Source organism: Nonomuraea sp. NPDC048881 (assembly GCF_040649795.1).
Taxonomy (GTDB): domain Bacteria; phylum Actinomycetota; class Actinomycetes; order Streptosporangiales; family Streptosporangiaceae; genus Nonomuraea.
Genome location: NZ_JBEZGC010000001.1, coordinates 581,845 through 599,909 on the forward strand (window position 1 = coordinate 581,845; position 18,065 = coordinate 599,909).

The following is an 18,065-nucleotide window of genomic DNA, read 5'->3' on the forward strand; positions in this document are numbered from 1 at the left end:
ATCTTGGTGTGAGGTTCGACGTAGTCATCAGCGGCGGCCGGGTGCTCGACGGCACGGGTGCGCCGCCGTACCGGGCGGATGTGGGCATCGCGGGCGACGAGGTCGCGGCGGTCGGCAGGCTGGGCGGCGCGCAGGCCGGGACGGTGATCGACGCGACCGGACGGTTCGTCGCGCCGGGCTTCGTCGACTGCCACGCGCACGGCGACGCGGCCGTGTTCGACCCGGCCGTGCAGCTCGCGGCGTTGCGGCAGGGGGTGACCACGTTCGTCCTGGGACAGGATGGTCTGTCCTTCGCGCCGGGGTCGGCGGCGACCGTCGCCTATGCCTCCCGCTACTTCGCCGCCGTCAACGGCGCCCTGCACGAGGGCCCGCTGAGCGTGGCCGAGCTGCTCGACGGCTACGACCGCGCGGTGGCGCTGAACACGGCCTACCTGCTGCCGCACGGCACGATCCGCTACGACGTCCTCGGGCCCTCGCCGGCATCGGCCTCGCGGGCGGAGCTGGCCGCGATGGTCGAGCGGGTCGAGCGCGGCCTGTCCGAGGGCGCGGTGGGGCTGTCCAGCGGGCTGGAGTACCTGCCGGGCCGCTACGCCGACGCCGCCGAGCTGGCCGCCCTGTGCGCGCCGCTCGGCGGCCTGCCGTACGTCACCCACATGCGGGCCTACGGCGCGAACGCCGGGGTCGGCATGGCGGAGGTCGTGGACATCGCCGGCCGTTCGGGCGCGGCCGTGCACGTCTCCCACCTGCACGGGCCGGCCGACGTGCTGCTGCCGCTGGTCGGCAGAGCCCACGACGACGGCGTCGACCTCACCTTCGACACCTACCCCTACCTGCGCGGCAGCACGATCCTGGCCATGGTGGTGCTGCCGCCGTCCGTGCCGGGCGCCGACACCGACGCGGCGCTGGAGATGATCGGCTCGCCCGAGCTGGACGACTGGTGGGCGGGGCTCGGCGAGGTCTACCCCCGGCTGACCGTCTCCCACGCGCCCGGCCTGGAATGGGCCGAAGGGCTCGCCCTACCGGACGCCGCGGAGCGGGCCGGCATGACGCCCGCCGCCTTCTGCCGCCACCTGCTGGTGGCGACGCGGCTGGAGGCCGGGTGCGTCTCCGCGCGTCCCGACGAGGGCCCGGCGGGGGAGGAGTCCGTACGCCGGATCCTGCGCCATCCCTCCCACACCGGCGGCTCCGACGGCATCTACGTGGGCGGTCATCCGCATCCGCGCGGGTTCGGGGCCTTCGCCAGGTTCCTCGGCCGGCACGTCCGCGAGCTGGGCGACTGGACGTGGGAGCAGGCGGTCGTGCACCTGGCCTCCCATCCGGCCCGGCGGTTCGGGCTCGACCGGCGCGGGCTGGTACGCGCCGGACACGTCGCCGACCTGGTGGTGTTCGACCCGCTCACGGTGTCGGACCGGTCGACGTACGCCGATCCCCGCACCCCCGCGCACGGCGTGGACGACGTGCTCGTCTCCGGCGTGCGGGTGCTGACCGGCGGCGAGCTGACCGGGGCCAATCCCGGACGGGCGCTTCGATCACGCTGATCTCGCCTGGGATAAGGTCAGACGCGGATAAAAGGGGGGGTGTCGTGCAGGTGATCCTTGGGCAGTCCGTCCTCGACGGCGAGCTCGGCTTTCCGCTGATGATCGTGCACCGCGACGCGCTGGAGCACAACGTGGCCACGATGGCGGCCTTCGCCCGCGACCACGGCATGGAGCTGGCTCCGCACGTCAAGACGCACATGTCGCCAGAGATCTCCGCGATGCAGCTCGAAGCGGGCGCCTGGGGGTTGACGGTCGCCACGACCCGGCAGGCCAGGATCGCCCGCGGCTACGGCGGCGACCGGATCATGGTGGCCAACCAGGTCGTCGACACCGCCGGGCTGACCTGGGCCGCCGGAGAGCTCGACCGCGACCCCGCCTTCGAGTTCCTCAGCTTCGTCGACTCCGAGGCCGGGGTGGACATCCTCGCCAGGCACGCCTCGACCCGGCCGTTCCGGGTGCTGGTGGAGCTCGGGCACGAAGGCGGACGAGCCGGCTGCCGCACCCTCGACGAGCTGCTGAAGGTGGCCGCGTACGCGCAGGAGACGCCCGGCGTCGAGCTGGCCGGCGTCGCCGGGTACGAAGGGGCGCTGAAGAGCGCCGACGAGGTGCGGCGTTACCTGGGCGTGCTGCAGGAGGCCGTCGAGCACGTCCGCGTGCGCACCCCGATCCTGACGATCGGCGGCAGCCAGTGGTTCGACGTGATCGGGCGCGAGCTGGTCACCACGCACGCCAGGATCCTGCTGCGCAGCGGCGCGTACGTCACCCACGACGACGGCTACTACCGGGAGCGCACGCCGTTCAACCGGATGGAGGGCGAGCTGCGGCCGGCCCTTGAGGTGTGGGCGCACGTGTTGTCCACGCCCGAGCCGGGCCTCGCGATCGTGGGCATGGGCAAGCGCGACGCGCCCTACGACGAGGGCCTGCCGGTGCCGCGCCGCAGCGGCGTCACGATCACGAAGATGCAGGACCAGCACACCGTCGTCCGGGCCGACGGGCTCAAGCCGGGCGACCTGCTGGCCTTCGGGATCTCACACCCGTGCACCGCGTTCGACAAGTGGCGCGTGCTGCCGTTGGTGGACCGGGACTACCGTGTCGTCGGCACGATCCACACCGATTTCTAGGGAGATTCCGTGAAGAAAGAGCTCAAGACCACCGAGGGCGCCGCGCCGGTCGGGGCGTACTCCCAGGGGCTCGTGGTGGGCGACTTCGTCTTCACCTCCGGCATGGGCCCGCTCGACCCGCACACCGGCGAGATCGTCGGCGACGACGTGGCCGCCCAGACCCACCAGGTCATGAAGAACCTCGGGGCCATCCTCGCCGCCCACGGCCTCGGCTTCGACGACGTCGTCAAGTCGACGGTCCACCTCCAGAACGTGAAGGAGGACTTCGCCGCGTACAACGAGGTGTACAAGTCGTACTTCACCCAGCCGTACCCGGTGCGGACGACGGTGGGCTCGCAGCTCATGAACATCCTGGTGGAGATCGACTTCGTCGCGCACAAGAGCGCGTAAGGTCTGCACGTGGACAGTTCGGTATACGTCTTCGCCGAGGACCTGCACGGTGAGGGCGTCGAGCGGGTGCTCGACAGGATCAGCGCGTACGGCGTGGGCGGGGTCACGGTCGGCGCCGTCCACCACGCCGCGCGCGACGTCACCCCGCACGGACTGTCCCGGCTGACCGTCAGGCACGACGGCGCCCACTTCACCCCGCCGGCCGAGCTGTTCGACGGGCTGCGGCTCGCCCCCGTGCCCGGCCACGTCCACGCCCTCGACGGGCTGCGCGAGGCGTGCGCCGGGCGCGGCCTGAAGCTCCACGGCTGGACGGTCTTCCTGCGCAACGCCACGCTCGGCAACGAGCATCCCGACGTGACCGTGCGCGACTGCTTCGGCGACCGCGGCTCGCTCGTCGACCTGTGCCCGGCCCATCCCGACGTGCGCGCATACTCCGTCGCGCTGGCCAGGGCGGTGGCCCGGCTGGGCGTCGAGAGCGTGGTCGCCGAGGCGCTGCACTTCACGCCGGTCGAGCCGCAGCGCTCGTTCGTGCAGCTCGGCCCCATGGACACGTTCCTGTTCGGGCTCTGCTTCTGCGACTACTGCATGCGCCGGGCCACCGACCTGGGCGTGAACGCCGAGGTGGCGCGCGAGGAGTGCGCGCGGATCGTGGGCGGCGTCTTCGACGGCGACCCGGCCGCGCAGGGCGAGGTGACCAGGGCGGCGCTCACCGCCTACGCCGGGCCCGAGGTGGTGGCGTACGCGCGGGCGCGCTCGGAGACCGTCACCACGCTGGTCTCCGAGGTGTCGTCGGCGGTCGCGGAAGAGGGCTCCAAGCTGGTCTTCATCGACTCCACCGGGGCGGTGAAGGGCTACCGGGACGGCCTGCCGACGCCGGGCCTGGCCGCCCACGACGCCTGGCAGCTCGGCGTGGACCTGGTGGCGCTGGGCGACCTGGTGCCCGCCTTCGGCGTGCTGGCGTACGCGCGGGACGCGGCGCGGGTGGCCGACGACGTGGGCGCGTACCTGCGGTCGGTGGGCAAGGACCGCGAGGTGCGGGCGGTGCTGCGGCCCGGCTACCCCGACAGCGACTCGACCGACCGCCTGGTGGCCAAGGCCAGGGGCGCGAAGGCGGCGGGCGCGCTGGCGGTCGACTTCTACGCCTACGGTCTGGTGCCGCACCCGGTGCTCGACCGCATCCCGGCCGCCCTCGCCGCCGCCGGCTGACCTGCCAACTGCTCAGAAGGCGTCGAGCAGGGCCGAGACGGCCTTCTCGGCGAAGCCGCCGGGCAGCGGCAGGCCGCGGAAGACCGTGCGCATCCACACGGCCCCGGCCAGCAGATCCATGATCAGCAACGGGTCGGCGGACGCGCTCAGCTCACCGCGCCGCACCGCGCGCTCGAACACCACGCGTTCCCGCGCGAACCGGTCGGCGAAGAACCGGCGGACGTCGAGCTCGGGATGGCGCACGGCGGCGGCCAGCGCCGCGACCGCGATGTCGCTGCCGGGCGGCTCGGTGAGCAGCCGCTCGACCTGCTCGACCAGCGCCACCAGGTCGCCGCGGAACGACCCGGTGTCCGGCGGCTCGACCGCCAGCACGTCCGACTCGACCAGCGCGGCCCCCAGCAGCGCCGCCTTGGACGGCCACCACCGGTAGATCGTCGTCTTGTTGACCCCCGAGCGCTCGGCGACCCCCTCGACGGTGAGCCCGTCGTAGCCCTTCTCCGCGACCATCCACAGGGTCGCGTCGAAGATCTCCTGCTGCTTCCTCGGCGCCATAGGTCATTTTCTCCCGGCGAACGCCATGGCCACGCCGAGCCCCAGGTAGACGACGCCGCTGACGTACCGCAGAGCCTTGGCGCCCCTGGTCAGACGGGTGCCGAGGGTGCCGGCGGTGAGGGCGTACACGACGTCGGAGACGAACCCCAGGAGCAGCAGCGTCAGGCCGAACACGACGATCTGCAGCGCCGGCGAGCCGGCGCCGGGGTCCACGAAGTGCGGGAGGAACGCCACGAAGAACAGCGCCACCTTGGGGTTGAGCACGTTGACCAGGACCCCTTCGAGGAACACCTTGGCCAGCGGCTGCACGGGCGGCGTCCCGGCCTGCGCGTCCTTGGCGGTGAAGGCGCGCACGCCCAGGTAGACGAGATAGGCCACGCCGGCCCACTTGACGACCGCGAACAGCGTGGCCGACCGCGAGATCACGTACGAGAGCCCGGCCGCGGCGGCGGCGATGTGCACCAGCGTCCCGGTCTCCACGCCGAGCGCGCTGGCCAGCCCGGCGGCCCTGCCCTGGGCCAGGCCCCTGGCGGCGATGTAGAGGTGGTTGGGGCCGGGGACGAGCACCAGGGCGAGCGAGGCCGTCGTGAAGAGCACGAAAGTCGTCAAGGAGATCACGAAAGAGCAGCGTAGAGCGGGTCCGGTTCGACGATGAGGGCCAATCCCGCGGCGGCTGGGCGGACCAATGGAATGTCACAGGCCCGTGGCACACTTGCTGGCGTGAACGGTCTTCTCGTCGGGCGCTCGGCCGAGCTGTCCAAGCTCGTGCGTGTGCTGGAGTCCGCGGCCGACGGCACGGCCGGGGTCGCGCTCGTCGGCGGCGACGCGGGGATCGGCAAGACGCGCCTGGTCGGCGAGCTGGTCGCCGAGGCGCGCGAGCGCGGCTTCCACGTCATGGTCGGCCAGTGCGCCGAGCTGGGCGACGCGCTGCCCTACCTGCCGCTGGCCGACGCGCTGCGCGGGGCCGAGCCCGGCGTGCGCGAGGCCGTCGCCGCCCATCCCATGCTGGGCCAGCTCCTGCCGGGCCGGGAGAGCGGGGCGCCGTCGGCCGGGCTCACCCAGCAGCGGCTGTTCGGGTCGCTGCTCGGGCTGCTGGCCGACGTCCAGCCGGTGCTGTTCGTGATCGAAGACCTCCACTGGGCCGACCGTTCCACCCGCGACCTGCTGGTCTTCCTCAGCCGCATGCTCCAGAGCGAGCGCGTCTGCGTGGCCGGCACCTACCGCACCGACGACCTCCACCGCCGCCATCCGCTGCGCGCGGTGCTGGCCGAGCTGAAGCGGCTGCCGTCGGTGACGAACGTGGAGCTCGGCCCGCTGGAATCCGGCGAAATGTCGGACTATGTCACCACCTTGGGGCAGGTGGACGCGCAGGAGCTCGGGCTCATCGTCTCGCGCGCCGAGGGCAACCCGTTCTACGCCGAAGAGCTGTTCGCGGCCATGTCCGAGGGCGACAGCCTGCCCGACGGGCTGGCCAGCCTGCTGCTGTCGCGGGTCGAGGTGCTGTCCGAGGCCGGGCAGCGGGTGCTGCGCGCCGCCGCGGTGGCCGGCCGCCGGGTGGAGGACGACCTGCTGCGCGAGGTGGCGGGGCTGCCGCTGGCCGAGTTCGAGGAGGCGGTCAGGGAGATCGTCTCGCGCGGCCTGCTCAAGGTGCGGGGCCACGGTTACGCCTTCCGCCACGCCCTGCTGCAGGAGGCCGTCTACACCGACCTGCTGCCCGGCGAGCGCACGCGGCTGCACGCCGACTTCGCCCGGCTGCTCACCTCGCCCGCCGAGCTGGCCCACCACCACCTCGCCGGCCACGACCTGGCCGGGGCGCTGGCGGCCTCGGCGCAGGCGGGCCGCGAGGCCGAGCGGCTGGGTGCGCCCGCCGAGGCCCACAACCACTACGACCAGGCGCTCGGCCTGTGGGACCGCGTCGAGGGCGCCGCCGGGCTGGCCGGGGAGAGCCGGGTCGCGCTGGCCTTCCGCAGCGCCGTCGCGGCGGCCGACAGCGGCGACAACCACCGCGCGGTCCACCGGCTGCGCGCGCTGCCCTCGACCTCCGAGGTCGAGGAGCGGCTGGCGTACTACCTCTTCGAGACCAACGACCAGCCCGGCGCGATCGCGGCGGCCGAGCGTGCGGTCGAGAGCGCGAAAGACGAGCCGAGCCTCGCCCGCGCCCTCGCCACGCAGGCCCGCGCGCTGTCGTGGAGCCCGCGCCACCGCGAGATCGAGTCGCTGACCACGCGCGCCCTGGAGACGGCCCGCGCCTGCGGCGCCGTCGACGCCGAGGTGGGCGCGCTGCTCACGCTGGCCAGCTACGTCGAGCTCCAGGGCGACGTGGCGCGGGCCAGATCGCTGGTCGCGAGCGCCGCCGCCCGGGAGACCGGCGACCTGGCGATGGACCTGCGGGCCCGCTTCCACCACGCCCGCTTCCACTACGAGCACGGCCTGCTCGCCGAGGCCGCCGAGATAGCCGACGACGGCGTCAAGCTGGCCGTCGACACCGGCCTCAAATGGAGCACCTACGGCACCGACCTGCGCTTCCTGCGCCTGCTCATCCACTACGTCGCGGGCGAGTGGGACGCCGCGGAGGCGGTGGCCGCCGGGTTCGGCGCGCGGGTGGGCATGCTGTCGGAGGCCATCCTGTCGTCGTTCGCGCTGTTCATCGAGGTGGGGCGGGGGCTGCCGGTGGTCGAGGCGCGGTTGGAGTGGCTGCGTCCGTTCTGGCACAACCCGCTGGCCACGTACATGTCGCGGGGCATGGCGGCCGAACACTCCCTGTGGAACGGCGATCCGGCCGCCGCGCTCGACCACGTCCACGCGGCCATGGCCACCCTCGAAGAAGGGGAGTCCGGCACGCTACGGCTGGCCGCCGTCGGCCTGTGGGCGATGGCCGAGCTGGGCACCACCGAGGGCGCCGACGACCTGCTGGCACGTGCCAGGGTCGCCGCGACGCGGGGCCCGACCGGCGACGGCGGCCACCTCGGCCCCGAGGGCCAGGCGTGGGCGCTGCGCGTGGAGGCCGACTGGCGCCGCCTCCACGGGCGGCTCGACGTCGAGCTGTGGCGCGAGGTGGTCGCGGCGTTCGACTTCGGCTTCGTCTACGAGGTGGCCAGGGCGCGCTGGCGGCTGGCCGAGGCGCTGCTCGCGGCCGGTGAGCGGGAGGCGGCGCAGCAGGAGTGGTCCCTCGCCAAGGAGGCGGCCGGCCGGCTGCGGGCCGCGCCGCTGGAGGCCGCGCTGCTGGAGTTCGGCAGGCGGGCCAGGTTCGGCGGCGGGCAGGCCGAGGGCGGGCTCACCGCGCGCGAGGTCGAGGTGTTGCGGCTGGTCGCCGAGGGGCTGACCAACAAGGAGATCGCCGGGCGGCTGTTCATCGCGCAGAAGACGGTGAGCGTGCACGTCTCCAACATCCTGGCCAAGCTGGAGGTCTCCACCCGTACGCAGGCGGCCGCCGCCGCCCGCGCGCACGACCTCCTCTGATCGCCCGCTCCGGCTGCCGGGCTTCCGCGCCTGCGCTGCCGGAGATGCCGAGGGCGGACAGGCAGGGGTGAGTCCGTACATCTGGGACGCCACGTGCGGCCATTTGGGGCGATGTTTGCGGTTCGCCTCGTAGCGTCCGAGATCGGGACCTCTCACCGGAGAGCGATGGCGGGCCCGGGCCGGCTCGCGTCGACCCGTCCTGTCGTGACAGGTCGGCCCGATGCGCCGACCCGTCCTGCCTCGAAAAGGAACAGTCTCATGCCTACTCTCGCCACGTCACTGCCCGCCCTGGCCGCCGCCGGGCTGACCGTCCTGGCTCCGGCCGTCGTCCCGGGGGCCGCGCACGCCGCGGCCGTGATCTCCTGCACCGTGTCCGGCCAGGCACAGTACATTCCCGGGGCGCAGCGGCTGCTGCACCTGGACCGTTCCGTCAGCCGCCGGGAGCCGTGGAACTGCGTCGACCGCAGCGGCACGGGCGTCACCGCGGCACGGCTCAGAGCCAGCTTCAACGGTGTGAACCCGAGCTGCGGCGGACGCACCATCACCAGGGGACGCCCGTCCGGCGAGGGCAACGCCTTCGACCGCGTGTTCGGCGACCGCGACGCCGAGGACCGCAGCCTGTCCAACCGCATCGTCTACAACCGCGAGGGCCGCAGCCTGGCCGACCGCATCGTCCACGACCAGGACGAGCGCAACCTGGCCGACCGCGTCGTCTACGACCGCGAGCGCTGGGGGCAGTCCGACGGCGTCATCCGCGACCGCGCCGCCGCCGCCGGGACCGCCGCGCCCGGGGGCACCGGCACGGTCACCATCGACTGGACCATCAAGGGCACCAGGCAGACCAGCAAGGCCAGCGCGCGCATCGTCGAGGTCGTGCACGACACGGCCAAGGTGTCGGGGACGATCCAGTCCGGGCCGTTCAGGGGCAGGACGTTCACCGGCCGGTTCGACACCTACCTGCTCGGCGGGTCGGGCACGTGCGTCACGGGCTCGTCCGGCAGTGTGCTGCACGCGGGCTTCAAGGGGCAGTTCAACGTCGGCTGACCGGCCACCCACCGGGCGCGACCGGCGCCTGGCCCCGTACGGGCGGCCAGTACGCCGGTCCCGTCCGGCCGCGCCTCTTGGTAAGTTGTCCTGAGGTGTGCCGGGAAGTCTGGTCGGCGATTCTGTCGTCGATCGTGGAGTTCTCCTTGAAGGCTTTCCCGGGTGGTCCGCCGTGACCGTCACCGCGTGGCTGGCGGTCGCCGTCTTCCTCGTCTCGTACACGCTGATCGCCACCGAGAAGGTGCACCGGGTCGCCGCCGCGCTCGGCGGCGCGGGGATCATGCTGGTGCTGCACGCCACCGACGGCGGCGCGGCCTTCTTCGACGAGCACACCGGCATCGACTGGAACGTCATCTTCCTGCTGCTCGGCATGATGGTCATCGTCGGCGTGCTGAAACAGACGGGCGTCTTCGAGTTCCTGGCCATCTGGGCCGCCAAACGGGCCAGGGGGCGCCCGTTCCGGCTCATGGTGCTGCTGATCCTGATCACCGCGGGCGCGTCGGCGCTGCTGGACAACGTGACCACCGTGCTGCTGATCGCGCCGGTGACGTTCCTGGTCTGCGAACGGCTGGCGCTGCCGGTGGCGCCGTTCCTCATCGCCGAGGCGATGGCCTCCAACATCGGCGGCACCGCCACCCTGGTCGGCGACCCGCCCAACATCATCATCGCCAGCCGCGGCGGGCTGACCTTCAACGACTTCCTCGCCCACCTCGCCCCGCTGATCGTGGTGCTGCTCGTGGTCTTCATCGGGCTGTGCCGGGTGATGTTCCGCCGGTCGTTCCGCTACGACCCCGAGCTGGCGGCCGAGATCATGACGCTCGACGAGCGCGAGGCCATCGCCGACCGCAGGCTGCTGTGGCAGTCGCTGACCGTGCTCGCGGTGGTGATGGCGGCGTTCGTGCTGCATCCCGTGCTGCACTACGAGCCGTCGGTGGTGGCGCTGCTCGGCGCGGGCGTGCTGGTGGCGCTCACCAAGGTGACCACCGAGGAGGCGATCGCCGAGGTCGAGTGGCCCACGCTGGTGTTCTTCGCGGGGCTGTTCGTCATGGTCGGCGCGCTGGTGGAGACCGGGGTCATCGCCCAGGTCTCCCAGGCCGCCGCGCAGGCCACGCACGGCCGGCTCGGGCTGACCACGATGGTCCTGCTGTGGGCCTCGGCGGGCCTCTCCGCCATCGTCGACAACATCCCGTACGTGGCCACCATGAGCCCGATCGTCGCCGACCTCGTCCAGGCCAACGGCGGGGAGGGGCCGGCGCAGGTGTTGTGGTGGGCCCTGGCGCTCGGCGCCGACCTGGGCGGCAACGCCACCGCCGTGGGCGCGGCGGCGAACGTGGTCATCCTCGGCATCGCCGCCCGCAACGGCACCCCGATCAGCTTCTGGCAGTTCACGAAGTACGGTCTGATCGTCACCGCGACGACGGTCGCGTTGGCGACGCCGTACCTGTGGCTGCGTTACCTGGTGTGACGCAGTTCATGTCACACCCGGGGGCCACAAAGGCTCTCAAAGGACATGATGCCTGGAATGACGGACGTTTTCGGCGGCCACAGGGAGCTGCTGTTCTCCATCGTCTACAACATGCTCGGCAGCGTCTCCGACATCGAGGACGTGCTCCAGGACACCTGGCTGGCCTGGTCGTCGCGGGACCCGGACCCGCTGGAGCGGGCCGTGTTCGTCCTGCACGAGGTGTTCGCCTTCCAGCACACCGAGATCGCCGGCATGCTCGGCAGCAGCCCCGCCGCCGTACGCCAGCTCGCGCACCGGGCCCGCGAGCACGTGCAGGCCCGGCGTCCGCGGTACCGGGTGGACGCGCACGTCCAGCGGGAGGTGACCGAGCGGTTCGTGGCGGCGGCGTTCGGCGGCGACCTCGACGCGCTGATGGAGCTGCTGGCGCCGGAGGTGACCCTGTGGGCCGACGGCGGCGGCAAGTCCGTGGTGGGCGGGCCGCGTCCGGTCCGGGGCCGCGACAAGGTGGCCCGGCTGCTCGTCGCGCGCACCGCCCAGCCGATGGAGGGGCTGGACATCCAGTACCGGGAGACCAACGGGGACCCGTCGGCGGTGGTGTTCGTGGAGAACGCGCCGTTCGCCGTCATGGTCGTCGATCTGACCTCCGACGGGTCGCAGGTGCGCGACATCTACACGGTCGCGAACCCCGACAAGCTCTCCCGGGTGCGTGCGCCGGGGGCGGACCCGTCCTAGCCGACGGTCTCGGGCACCGGGCTCTCGACGGGCGCGGCGGCGGCGCGGGCACGCAGGCCGAACGCGGTCACCAGCACGGCCGCCACCGCGACGGCCACCGGGACGGCCAGGGCGATCCGGAGCGAGTTCAGGGTCGGCGCGGCGCCGCCGCCGAGCGCGGCCACGTTCACGGCGGTGACCGCCGACAGGCCGAGCGCGGTGCCGAACTGCATGGCCGTGTAGAGCAGGCCGCCGGCCAGGCCCTGCCGGTCCTCCGCCACGCCCTCGGTCGCGGCCATGGTCAGCGGGCCGTAGGTCAGCGAGAAGGCCAGGCCGAGCAGGAGCATGGTGGGCAGCATGGCGGCGTACGTCCAGTCCGGGCCGACCGGCAGGAACAGCGCGTACGCCAGCGCCGACAGCACGATCCCGGCGAACAGCACGCGGGCGTTGCCGAACCTGTTCACCAGGCGCGGCGTGAGCGTGGGGGCCAGCACCGTGTCGATGCCGATCACCAGCATGGCCAGCCCGGTCTGCAGGGTGCTCCAGCCGCGCACCTCCTGCAGGTAGAGCGTGGCCAGGAACTGGAACCCGGCGAACGAGGCCAGGAAGAGCAGCGCGCCGAGGTTGGCCCGGACGAGCGGCCCCGAGCGCAGGATGTCCAGCCGGACCAGCGGGTTGGACGAGCGGCGTTCGATCAGCACGAACAGGGCGAGCAGCAGCAGCCCGGCGGCGAACGTCGCGATGGTGACGCCGGAGCCGTCCGCGGGCGCCTCCAGGCGGACCACGCCGTACACGAGCAGCAACATCGAGCCGGTGATGGTCAGCGCCCCGGCCAGGTCGAACGAGCCCCGCACCCGTTCGCCGGAGTCCTTGACCAGCGGGACGGCGGCCAGCAGGATCACCGCCGACAGCACCACGGGGGCGAAGAACACCCAGCGCCAGCCGATCGAGGCCAGCAGGCCGCCGGCGACCAGGCCGAGCGAGAAGCCGCCCGCCGCGGTTCCGGCGTACACGCCGAGCGCCTTGGTGCGCTGCGGGCCCTCGGGGAAGTTGCCGGTGACCAGCGCCAGCCCGGCGGGCGCCATGAACGCGGCGGCGACCCCCGTGACGAACCGGGCGACCAGCAACATCCATCCTTCGGTCGCCAGGCCGCCCAGCCCGGAGAAGAGCAGGAACACCGTCAGCCAGGTCAGGAACATGCGGCGGTGGCCGAGCAGGTCGGCGGCCCGGCCGCCCAGCAGCATGAAGCCGCCGTAACCCAGCACGTACGCGCTGACCACGCCGCTGAGCGTGCCGGTGGACAGGCCGAGGTCGGCGCGGATCGACGGCAGCGCCACGTTGAGCATGGCCACGTCGATGCCTTCCAGGAAGACGGCCGCCGCCAGGACGAACAGCGCGCTCCACGCGCGCGCCCCCATGCGGGGGTGGTTCGAGGGAGACATGGTGAATTCCTTCCACAATGGTCGGTTCCTTCTTGTAACCAGCAGCATTTTTGGTCACCATAAGGAGCCATGGAAGACGGAACCTCGATGTCCCTCGGTCACTGCGGGGATACCGACTACGACGTGCTGCAATGGGACCAGCGGGAGGACTGCGAGGTCAGGCAGATCCTCGACCGGATCGCCGACAAGTGGTCGCTCCAGGTGATCGCGCTGCTCGACCGGCGCAGCCTGCGCTTCACCGAGCTGCGCCGCATGATCGACGGCGTGAGCCAGCGCATGCTGACCAGGACCCTGCGTCACCTGGAGCGCGACGGCCTGGTGAGCCGTACCGTCCATCCGACCGTGCCGCCCCGCGTGGACTACGCGCTGACGCCCCTCGGCGGCACGTTGCACGCCACCATCCGCGCCCTGGTCACCTGGACCGAGGAGCACCAGGGCGAGATCGCCACGGCCCGCGCCGCCTACGACGTGCGCATGGCGGCCGAGCAGGCGGCGGCGGCCGAGGAGGAGGCCGGGCGGGAGGCCGTCGCGCGCGGCGTGCTCGCCGGCCTGCGCTGACCGGCCTGGTGGAGGCGGGCCGGCCAGGACGGGGTCAGCGCCGGGCGGCGGCGAACTCCCCGATCGTCACCGGACGACGCCCGCCGACGCGCTCGATGCTCTCGGTGACCCGGTAGAGCGGGTGGTCGCCGGAGCCGATGAAGCGGAAGATCGCCCACAGGTGGCTCAGGTGCTCGACGGCGTACGGGTCGCGGTACACGTCGTGCGCCCGCCGCTCCCACTCCTCGGGCGGCAGGTCCGCGTAGCGCACGCCGAGGGCGTCGGCGGCCTCGGCGGCCGTCGCCATCTGGCCCGTCACCAGGCACACCGGGTCGGCCGGTGCCGGGTCCAGCAGCAGGCCCGCGCCCACCCGCGCCACGTCGGCGGCGGCGACGAGCGGAATCAGCGTGTCCGGCGGGCCCAGTGGGAGGGCCAGCTCGCCGTACGCGTCCGCCACGACGGCCAGGTTCTCGAAGAAGACCGCCGCGCGCAGGTGCACCGCGCCCACCCCCGCCCAGTCGAAGACCTGCTCCGACAGCCAGTGGCGGCGCATGCGCGGCGTCCCGGCCTCGGGCTGGGCGTCGAGCTGGGAGACCTCGACCACCCGCTCGACCCCCTCCTCCCTGGCCGCCGCCGCGAACGCGCCGGTCGCGTCGAGCAGCCCGGCCGTCACCGGATAGGTGAAGTACGCCCGCCGCACCCCGCGCATCGCGGGCCGCACGTCCCTGATCTCGCGCAGGTCGCCGACGACGACGTCCGCGCCGAGCTTGCGCAGCTCGCCGGCGCGCTCGTCGTCGGAGTGCACGAAGGCGCGCACGGCCTGGTCGCGCTGGAGCAGCTGTTCGGCGACCTGCCTGCCGGTGCCGCCCTGGGGGCCGCCGGCCGCGCCCGTGACCAGGATCATCGTCCGCTCCTTCCCGGCAGGGTGAGCCTGAGCAGCCCGAGCGCTTCGAGGTCGCGCAGGAACGGCTCGGCGGGGAACGCCTCGGCCGGGGCGAAGACGCCGGGCCCCGGCCCGTGCCCGCCGGCCAGCCGCACGGCGGCCTCGACCGAGGCCAGCGCGCTGAGCCGCCACAGGTCGCGGCCGGTGATCCGGCCGGCCGCGCCGCCGTCCTCGGTGACGACCTGGACGGCCACGGTGAACTCCGAGCCCGCCCTGGTCTCCGGGTCGACGGCCTCGCCGGTGAACGCGCCCTCCTCCTCGAAGGTGTGCGCGGTGAGCTGCGCCTCGACCCAGCGGGCCGGCACGTGCCTGGGCACGGTGACGACCTCCGACGACGGGATCGGCGCGATCATCGTCCGCGGTCCGAGCGGCGGCGGGAAGGGGAAGACGGCGTTGCGCGGCTCGACGTACCCGACGTGCTCGGCGCCGTCGCTGAAGGTGATGCGGCGGGTGTCGGCGAACAGCAGCTCGGCGGTCTTGCGCGCGCCGGTGGTCAGCCGCCAGCCGGACACGGCGTAGGCGCTGGTCACCCGGTCGATGCCGGTCAGCCCGGCGGACACGGCCGCGGCCAGCAGGTCGCCCATGCCGCCGTAGAAGCTCATGGCCGTGATCATCGTGATGCCCGCGGCCGCGGCGGGCTCGGACATGGTGTCGAACATCCACTTGGTGTGGTGCTGCTCCAGGGCGTGGTCGACGTAGTGGCAGCCGGACGCCGCCGCGGCGCGGGCCACGGGCCGGCCGGTGTCGGTGAAGGGCCCGGCGCAGTGGACCAGCACGCCGGCCTCGGCGGTGAGGGCCCGCAGGGCGTCGGCGTCGTCGAGCGGGGCCTCGTGCACGCGGGCTCCGCCGAGCTCGTCGGAGACGGCCTTGAGCCGGGCGGCGTCGCGGCCGGCCAGGATCACCTCCAGGCCGCGGGCGCGTAATTCCGCCGCCACCAGGCGTCCGGTATGACCACTTGCTCCGTAGACGGCGATGGGTTCTGCGGACACGATCGGCCTCCATGTTCCATACTTCTGGTACGTGATTCGAACATACGTACTAGGAGTATGGAAGTCAATGAGCCGCCGTACCCAGGCAGAACGCACGGACGAGACGACGGCGCGGCTGGTGGGCGCCGCGCGCCGGCTGTTCGGCGAGAACGGCTACGCCGACACCTCGATCGACGCCGTCGCCGCCCGCGCGGGGGTGACCAAGGGGGCCGCCTACCACCACTTCGGCGGCAAGCCGGCGCTGTTCCGGGCGGCGTTCACCGGCGAGCTGGCCGAGGTCGCGGCGGCCCTGGAGCACGCCGGCGCCCAGGAGGACGACCCGCTGGCGGCGCTGCGCCGGGGCCTGCGCACCTTCCTGGAGCACTGCCTCGACCCGGGCTTCCGGCAGATCGTGCTGCTCGACGCGCCCTCGGTGCTGGGCTGGGAGACCGCCCGCGAGATCGAGTACGACCACCTGCTGCGCGTCCTGTCCGGCGGCCTGCGCCGGGCCGCCGAGGGCGGCCGGATCGCGGGCGGGAACGCGCCCGCCCGCGCGCAGCTCGTGTTCGGCGCGGTCTGCGAGGGCGGCATGCTGCTGGCCCGCTCCGCCGACCCGGACGCCGACCTGCCGCTGATCGCCGCCGAGCTGGACCGGCTGCTGTCGGCGCTGCGGCCGTCAGTGGCCGGTTGAGTGGCCGGTCCGGTGACGGGGGGCGTGCGGCGGCGCGTGGCCCGGCGCCGCCGGAGTGGTCGCGGGGCCGGGCGAGCCGGCGGGGGACTGGCTCGCGTTCTGCTTCACGGGCACGTACACGCGCACGGCCCCGGCGTCGCGGAAGGTGAAGGTCATGGGCACGGTGGCGCCGCGTACGCCGGTGACCGTGCCGAGCGGCTGGTCGCCCGCGCCCACGGGCTGGCCGGGCCGGATGTCGGCGGCGGCGCCGGAGAGCTGCACCGAGCCGCCGCCGTCGACGGTGATCCGCTGGAGCTGGTCGGGCTTGTGGCCGTCGTTGATCAGCACGGCGTAGAGGTTCTGCTCGGCGGCGGGCGAGGACGGGGTGGCCGCCTGGCCGGCGGCGGCTCGCAGGTGGGCGTTGCGCACGTGTATGACGCCCTTGGCGTCGGCGTTCGCGCCCTCGTTCTGCGGCAGGTGCTGCCCTGTGTCGTATCCGGTGTTCGTGCAGCCCGTGACGCCCAGGGCCAGGATCGCGGCACAGATGATGGGACGCTTCACGACGCCCTCCCCGTTCGATACTCGACGTCACCGTTCCGTTACCCGCGATGATGGAGGCGAACCCTTGAGAAAAGGCCGATTTTCCTACCGGAAGTGTGGGAGAATGGAGTATGGGCTTGGACCGGACCCGCTCGCCGAGTGAGCGCGCCGAGACTCCGCTGACCGCCGCGATCATGGCGGGCCGCTGGATCCGCACCGCCGCCGTCGACGACGGCAGAGGCCGCCACTGGCGCGCCAACCCCGACCCCCGTGGCAGGTCGGCCGCCGCCGGCGACTCCGCCTCCCTGTACGCGGGCGCGGCCGGCATCGTGCTGTTCTTCCTGGAACTGGCCGCCGCCACCGGCCACGAGGCGTACCTGGACGACGCCCGCAGAGGCGCCCGCTACCTGGCCGCCACCTGGCGCGAACGCGCCGACCTGACCCTCTACCACGGCCTGACCGGCACGCTCGTCGCGCTGATCGAGGCTGGCTGGGCCTTCGGCGACGGCGTCTTCGAGGAGGAGGCCGTCGCGGTGGCCGACACGATCGTCCGCGCCGCCCGCCCGCTGGACGGCGGCCTCGGCTGGACCCGCGAGCCCGCCCAGCGCGGCGACGGCGGGATCGTGCTCGGGCTGCTCCAGGCCGCCGCCGCGCTCGGCGTGCGCGGCTACGAGGAGACGGCGGTGGCGGCGGGCGAGCGCATCGCCGGGCTCGCCGTGCCCGGCCATCGTTTCGGCGACTGCGCGGACCTGCCGCTCGACGCCGTCACCCCGGGCTTCCTGTCCGGCACGGCGGGCACCGCCTTCCTGCTGGCCAGGCTCCACGGCGTCACGGGCGAGCGGCGTTTCCTGGAGGCGGCCGCCCGTGGCGCGGGCTTCGTGCGCGAGGTGAGCGCGGTGGCGGGCAGGTGCGCCGTCGTCCCGCACCACGTGCCGCAGGGGCGCGAGCTGCACTACCTGGGCTTCTGTTCGGGCTCGGCGGGCGTGGCCCGGATGTTCTACGAGCTGTACCGGGTCACCGGCGACCCCGGCCACCTCGACTGGGTCGAACGGCTCGCGCACGGCGTCGTCGAGAGCGGCGCCCCCCTCCGGCAGACCGACGGCTTCTGGAACGTGGCCTGCCAGTGTTGCGGCGCGGCCGGGCTGCTCGAACTGTTCGTCGGCCTGTGGGCGGCGACCGGCGACGAAGCCCGCCTCGCGCAGGCCCAGGTGCTCGCCGGGCACCTCATCGGGCGCGGCGACAACCACGACGGGCAGGGGTTCCGCTGGTACCAGGCGTACCGGCGGCTGCGGCCGGGCGAGGTGAGCGCGGACACCGGGTACATGGTCGGCGCGGCCGGCATCGGGGCCGCCCTGCTCCACCTCGACGCCGCCATGCAGCCCCGGCAGGCGCGCCGGGTCATCCTGCTGCCGGACAACCCCTTCCCGGCGATCCCGGTGCCACCCGCCAAACTTCGCGATTCATCCCAATAAGGTATTC

General features: G+C 73.3%; 17 protein-coding genes. 11 read left to right on the top strand and 6 right to left on the bottom strand.

What is annotated here, in order from left to right; all coding sequences use genetic code 11:
* Positions 1–8 precede the first annotated feature (8 nt).
* The 4 genes from AB0C33_RS02765 to AB0C33_RS02780 are packed head-to-tail and all read left to right on the top strand — an operon-like array spanning position 9 to position 4,255.
* A complete protein-coding gene (locus AB0C33_RS02765) occupies positions 9–1,538 on the top strand; it encodes an amidohydrolase family protein (RefSeq protein WP_358282967.1) in 1,530 nt (509 codons plus the stop codon).
* A 44-nt stretch (positions 1,539–1,582) separates the two neighbouring features.
* Positions 1,583–2,659: an alanine racemase gene (locus AB0C33_RS02770; RefSeq protein WP_358282969.1), complete on the top strand. Its 1,077-nt coding sequence runs from the start codon at positions 1,583–1,585 to the stop codon at positions 2,657–2,659.
* A 9-nt stretch (positions 2,660–2,668) separates the two neighbouring features.
* Positions 2,669–3,049: a Rid family detoxifying hydrolase gene (locus tag AB0C33_RS02775; RefSeq protein ID WP_352349473.1), complete on the top strand. Its 381-nt coding sequence runs from the start codon at positions 2,669–2,671 to the stop codon at positions 3,047–3,049.
* 9 nt (positions 3,050–3,058) lie between these two features.
* Positions 3,059–4,255 carry a hypothetical protein gene (locus tag AB0C33_RS02780; RefSeq protein ID WP_358282971.1) on the top strand — a complete coding sequence of 399 codons (1,197 nt, stop codon included), beginning with the start codon at positions 3,059–3,061 and terminating at the stop codon, positions 4,253–4,255.
* A 12-nt stretch (positions 4,256–4,267) separates the two neighbouring features.
* On the opposite strand, the gene AB0C33_RS02785 is transcribed toward AB0C33_RS02780, so the two are convergent.
* Together AB0C33_RS02785 and AB0C33_RS02790 are read right to left on the bottom strand one after the other, a co-directional pair.
* Positions 4,268–4,807, bottom strand: coding sequence for a TetR/AcrR family transcriptional regulator (locus AB0C33_RS02785; RefSeq protein ID WP_358282972.1), 540 nt, complete (start codon positions 4,805–4,807; stop codon positions 4,268–4,270).
* Positions 4,808–4,810: 3 nt separating this feature from the next.
* Positions 4,811–5,425: a LysE family translocator gene (locus AB0C33_RS02790; protein WP_358282974.1), complete on the bottom strand. Its 615-nt coding sequence runs from the start codon at positions 5,423–5,425 to the stop codon at positions 4,811–4,813.
* A 102-nt stretch (positions 5,426–5,527) separates the two neighbouring features.
* On the opposite strand from AB0C33_RS02790, the gene AB0C33_RS02795 reads away from it, so the two are divergent.
* The 4 genes from AB0C33_RS02795 to AB0C33_RS02810 all read left to right on the top strand — a co-directional run bounded on the left by AB0C33_RS02795 (position 5,528) and on the right by AB0C33_RS02810 (position 11,507).
* Positions 5,528–8,266: an AAA family ATPase gene (locus AB0C33_RS02795; RefSeq protein ID WP_358282977.1), complete on the top strand. Its 2,739-nt coding sequence runs from the start codon at positions 5,528–5,530 to the stop codon at positions 8,264–8,266.
* Between the two features lie 258 nt (positions 8,267–8,524).
* The gene (locus AB0C33_RS02800) at positions 8,525–9,310 is read left to right on the top strand and encodes a hypothetical protein (RefSeq protein ID WP_358282979.1); all 786 of its coding nucleotides are present in this window, start codon (positions 8,525–8,527) and stop codon (positions 9,308–9,310) included.
* A 172-nt stretch (positions 9,311–9,482) separates the two neighbouring features.
* Positions 9,483–10,775 carry an ArsB/NhaD family transporter gene (locus AB0C33_RS02805; RefSeq protein ID WP_352349485.1) on the top strand — a complete coding sequence of 431 codons (1,293 nt, stop codon included), beginning with the start codon at positions 9,483–9,485 and terminating at the stop codon, positions 10,773–10,775.
* Positions 10,776–10,832: 57 nt separating this feature from the next.
* Positions 10,833–11,507: a sigma factor-like helix-turn-helix DNA-binding protein gene (locus tag AB0C33_RS02810; protein ID WP_358282981.1), complete on the top strand. Its 675-nt coding sequence runs from the start codon at positions 10,833–10,835 to the stop codon at positions 11,505–11,507.
* Here the strand turns inward: AB0C33_RS02810 and AB0C33_RS02815 are convergent.
* Positions 11,504–12,928: an MFS transporter gene (locus AB0C33_RS02815; RefSeq protein WP_358282983.1), complete on the bottom strand. Its 1,425-nt coding sequence runs from the start codon at positions 12,926–12,928 to the stop codon at positions 11,504–11,506. The genes AB0C33_RS02810 and AB0C33_RS02815 overlap by 4 nt on opposite strands.
* Before the next feature lie 69 nt (positions 12,929–12,997).
* On the opposite strand from AB0C33_RS02815, the gene AB0C33_RS02820 reads away from it, so the two are divergent.
* Positions 12,998–13,486 (top strand): helix-turn-helix domain-containing protein, encoded by a 489-nt coding sequence (locus tag AB0C33_RS02820; RefSeq protein ID WP_358282985.1) that lies wholly within the window; start codon positions 12,998–13,000, stop codon positions 13,484–13,486.
* Between the two features lie 34 nt (positions 13,487–13,520).
* Here the strand turns inward: AB0C33_RS02820 and AB0C33_RS02825 are convergent, their stop codons facing one another.
* Positions 13,521–14,369 (bottom strand): NAD(P)H-binding protein, encoded by an 849-nt coding sequence (locus AB0C33_RS02825; RefSeq protein WP_358282986.1) that lies wholly within the window; start codon positions 14,367–14,369, stop codon positions 13,521–13,523.
* Complete coding sequence (locus AB0C33_RS02830; protein WP_358282988.1) at positions 14,366–15,397, bottom strand: saccharopine dehydrogenase NADP-binding domain-containing protein; 1,032 nt, start codon at positions 15,395–15,397, stop codon at positions 14,366–14,368. The genes AB0C33_RS02825 and AB0C33_RS02830 overlap by 4 nt, the downstream gene beginning before the upstream one ends.
* 67 nt (positions 15,398–15,464) lie before the next feature.
* Here AB0C33_RS02830 and AB0C33_RS02835 point away from each other — a divergent pair, with 67 nt between their 5' ends.
* Positions 15,465–16,067: a TetR/AcrR family transcriptional regulator gene (locus AB0C33_RS02835; RefSeq protein ID WP_358282990.1), complete on the top strand. Its 603-nt coding sequence runs from the start codon at positions 15,465–15,467 to the stop codon at positions 16,065–16,067.
* Here AB0C33_RS02835 and AB0C33_RS02840 read toward each other — a convergent pair.
* Positions 16,053–16,607: a hypothetical protein gene (locus tag AB0C33_RS02840; RefSeq protein WP_358282992.1), complete on the bottom strand. Its 555-nt coding sequence runs from the start codon at positions 16,605–16,607 to the stop codon at positions 16,053–16,055. The two genes, AB0C33_RS02835 and AB0C33_RS02840, sit on opposite strands and share 15 nt — an antisense overlap.
* 110 nt (positions 16,608–16,717) lie before the next feature.
* Between AB0C33_RS02840 and AB0C33_RS02845 the strand changes: the two genes are divergently transcribed.
* Positions 16,718–18,058 carry a lanthionine synthetase LanC family protein gene (locus AB0C33_RS02845; protein WP_358282994.1) on the top strand — a complete coding sequence of 447 codons (1,341 nt, stop codon included), beginning with the start codon at positions 16,718–16,720 and terminating at the stop codon, positions 18,056–18,058.
* Positions 18,059–18,065: the final 7 nt, after the last annotated feature.

Bases quoted from the DNA above. Each gene is read 5' to 3' on its own strand.
- AB0C33_RS02785 (WP_358282972.1), bottom strand. From the start codon at position 4,807: ATGGCGCCGAGGAAGCAGCAGGAGATCTTCGACGCGACCCTGTGGATG.
- AB0C33_RS02800 (WP_358282979.1), top strand. From the start codon at position 8,525: ATGCCTACTCTCGCCACGTCACTGCCCGCCCTGGCCGCCGCCGGGCTG.
- AB0C33_RS02810 (WP_358282981.1), top strand. From the start codon at position 10,833: ATGACGGACGTTTTCGGCGGCCACAGGGAGCTGCTGTTCTCCATCGTC.
- AB0C33_RS02815 (WP_358282983.1), bottom strand. From the start codon at position 12,928: ATGTCTCCCTCGAACCACCCCCGCATGGGGGCGCGCGCGTGGAGCGCG.
- AB0C33_RS02820 (WP_358282985.1), top strand. From the start codon at position 12,998: ATGGAAGACGGAACCTCGATGTCCCTCGGTCACTGCGGGGATACCGAC.
- AB0C33_RS02825 (WP_358282986.1), bottom strand. From the start codon at position 14,369: ATGATCCTGGTCACGGGCGCGGCCGGCGGCCCCCAGGGCGGCACCGGC.
- AB0C33_RS02835 (WP_358282990.1), top strand. From the start codon at position 15,465: ATGAGCCGCCGTACCCAGGCAGAACGCACGGACGAGACGACGGCGCGG.
- AB0C33_RS02845 (WP_358282994.1), top strand. From the start codon at position 16,718: ATGGGCTTGGACCGGACCCGCTCGCCGAGTGAGCGCGCCGAGACTCCG.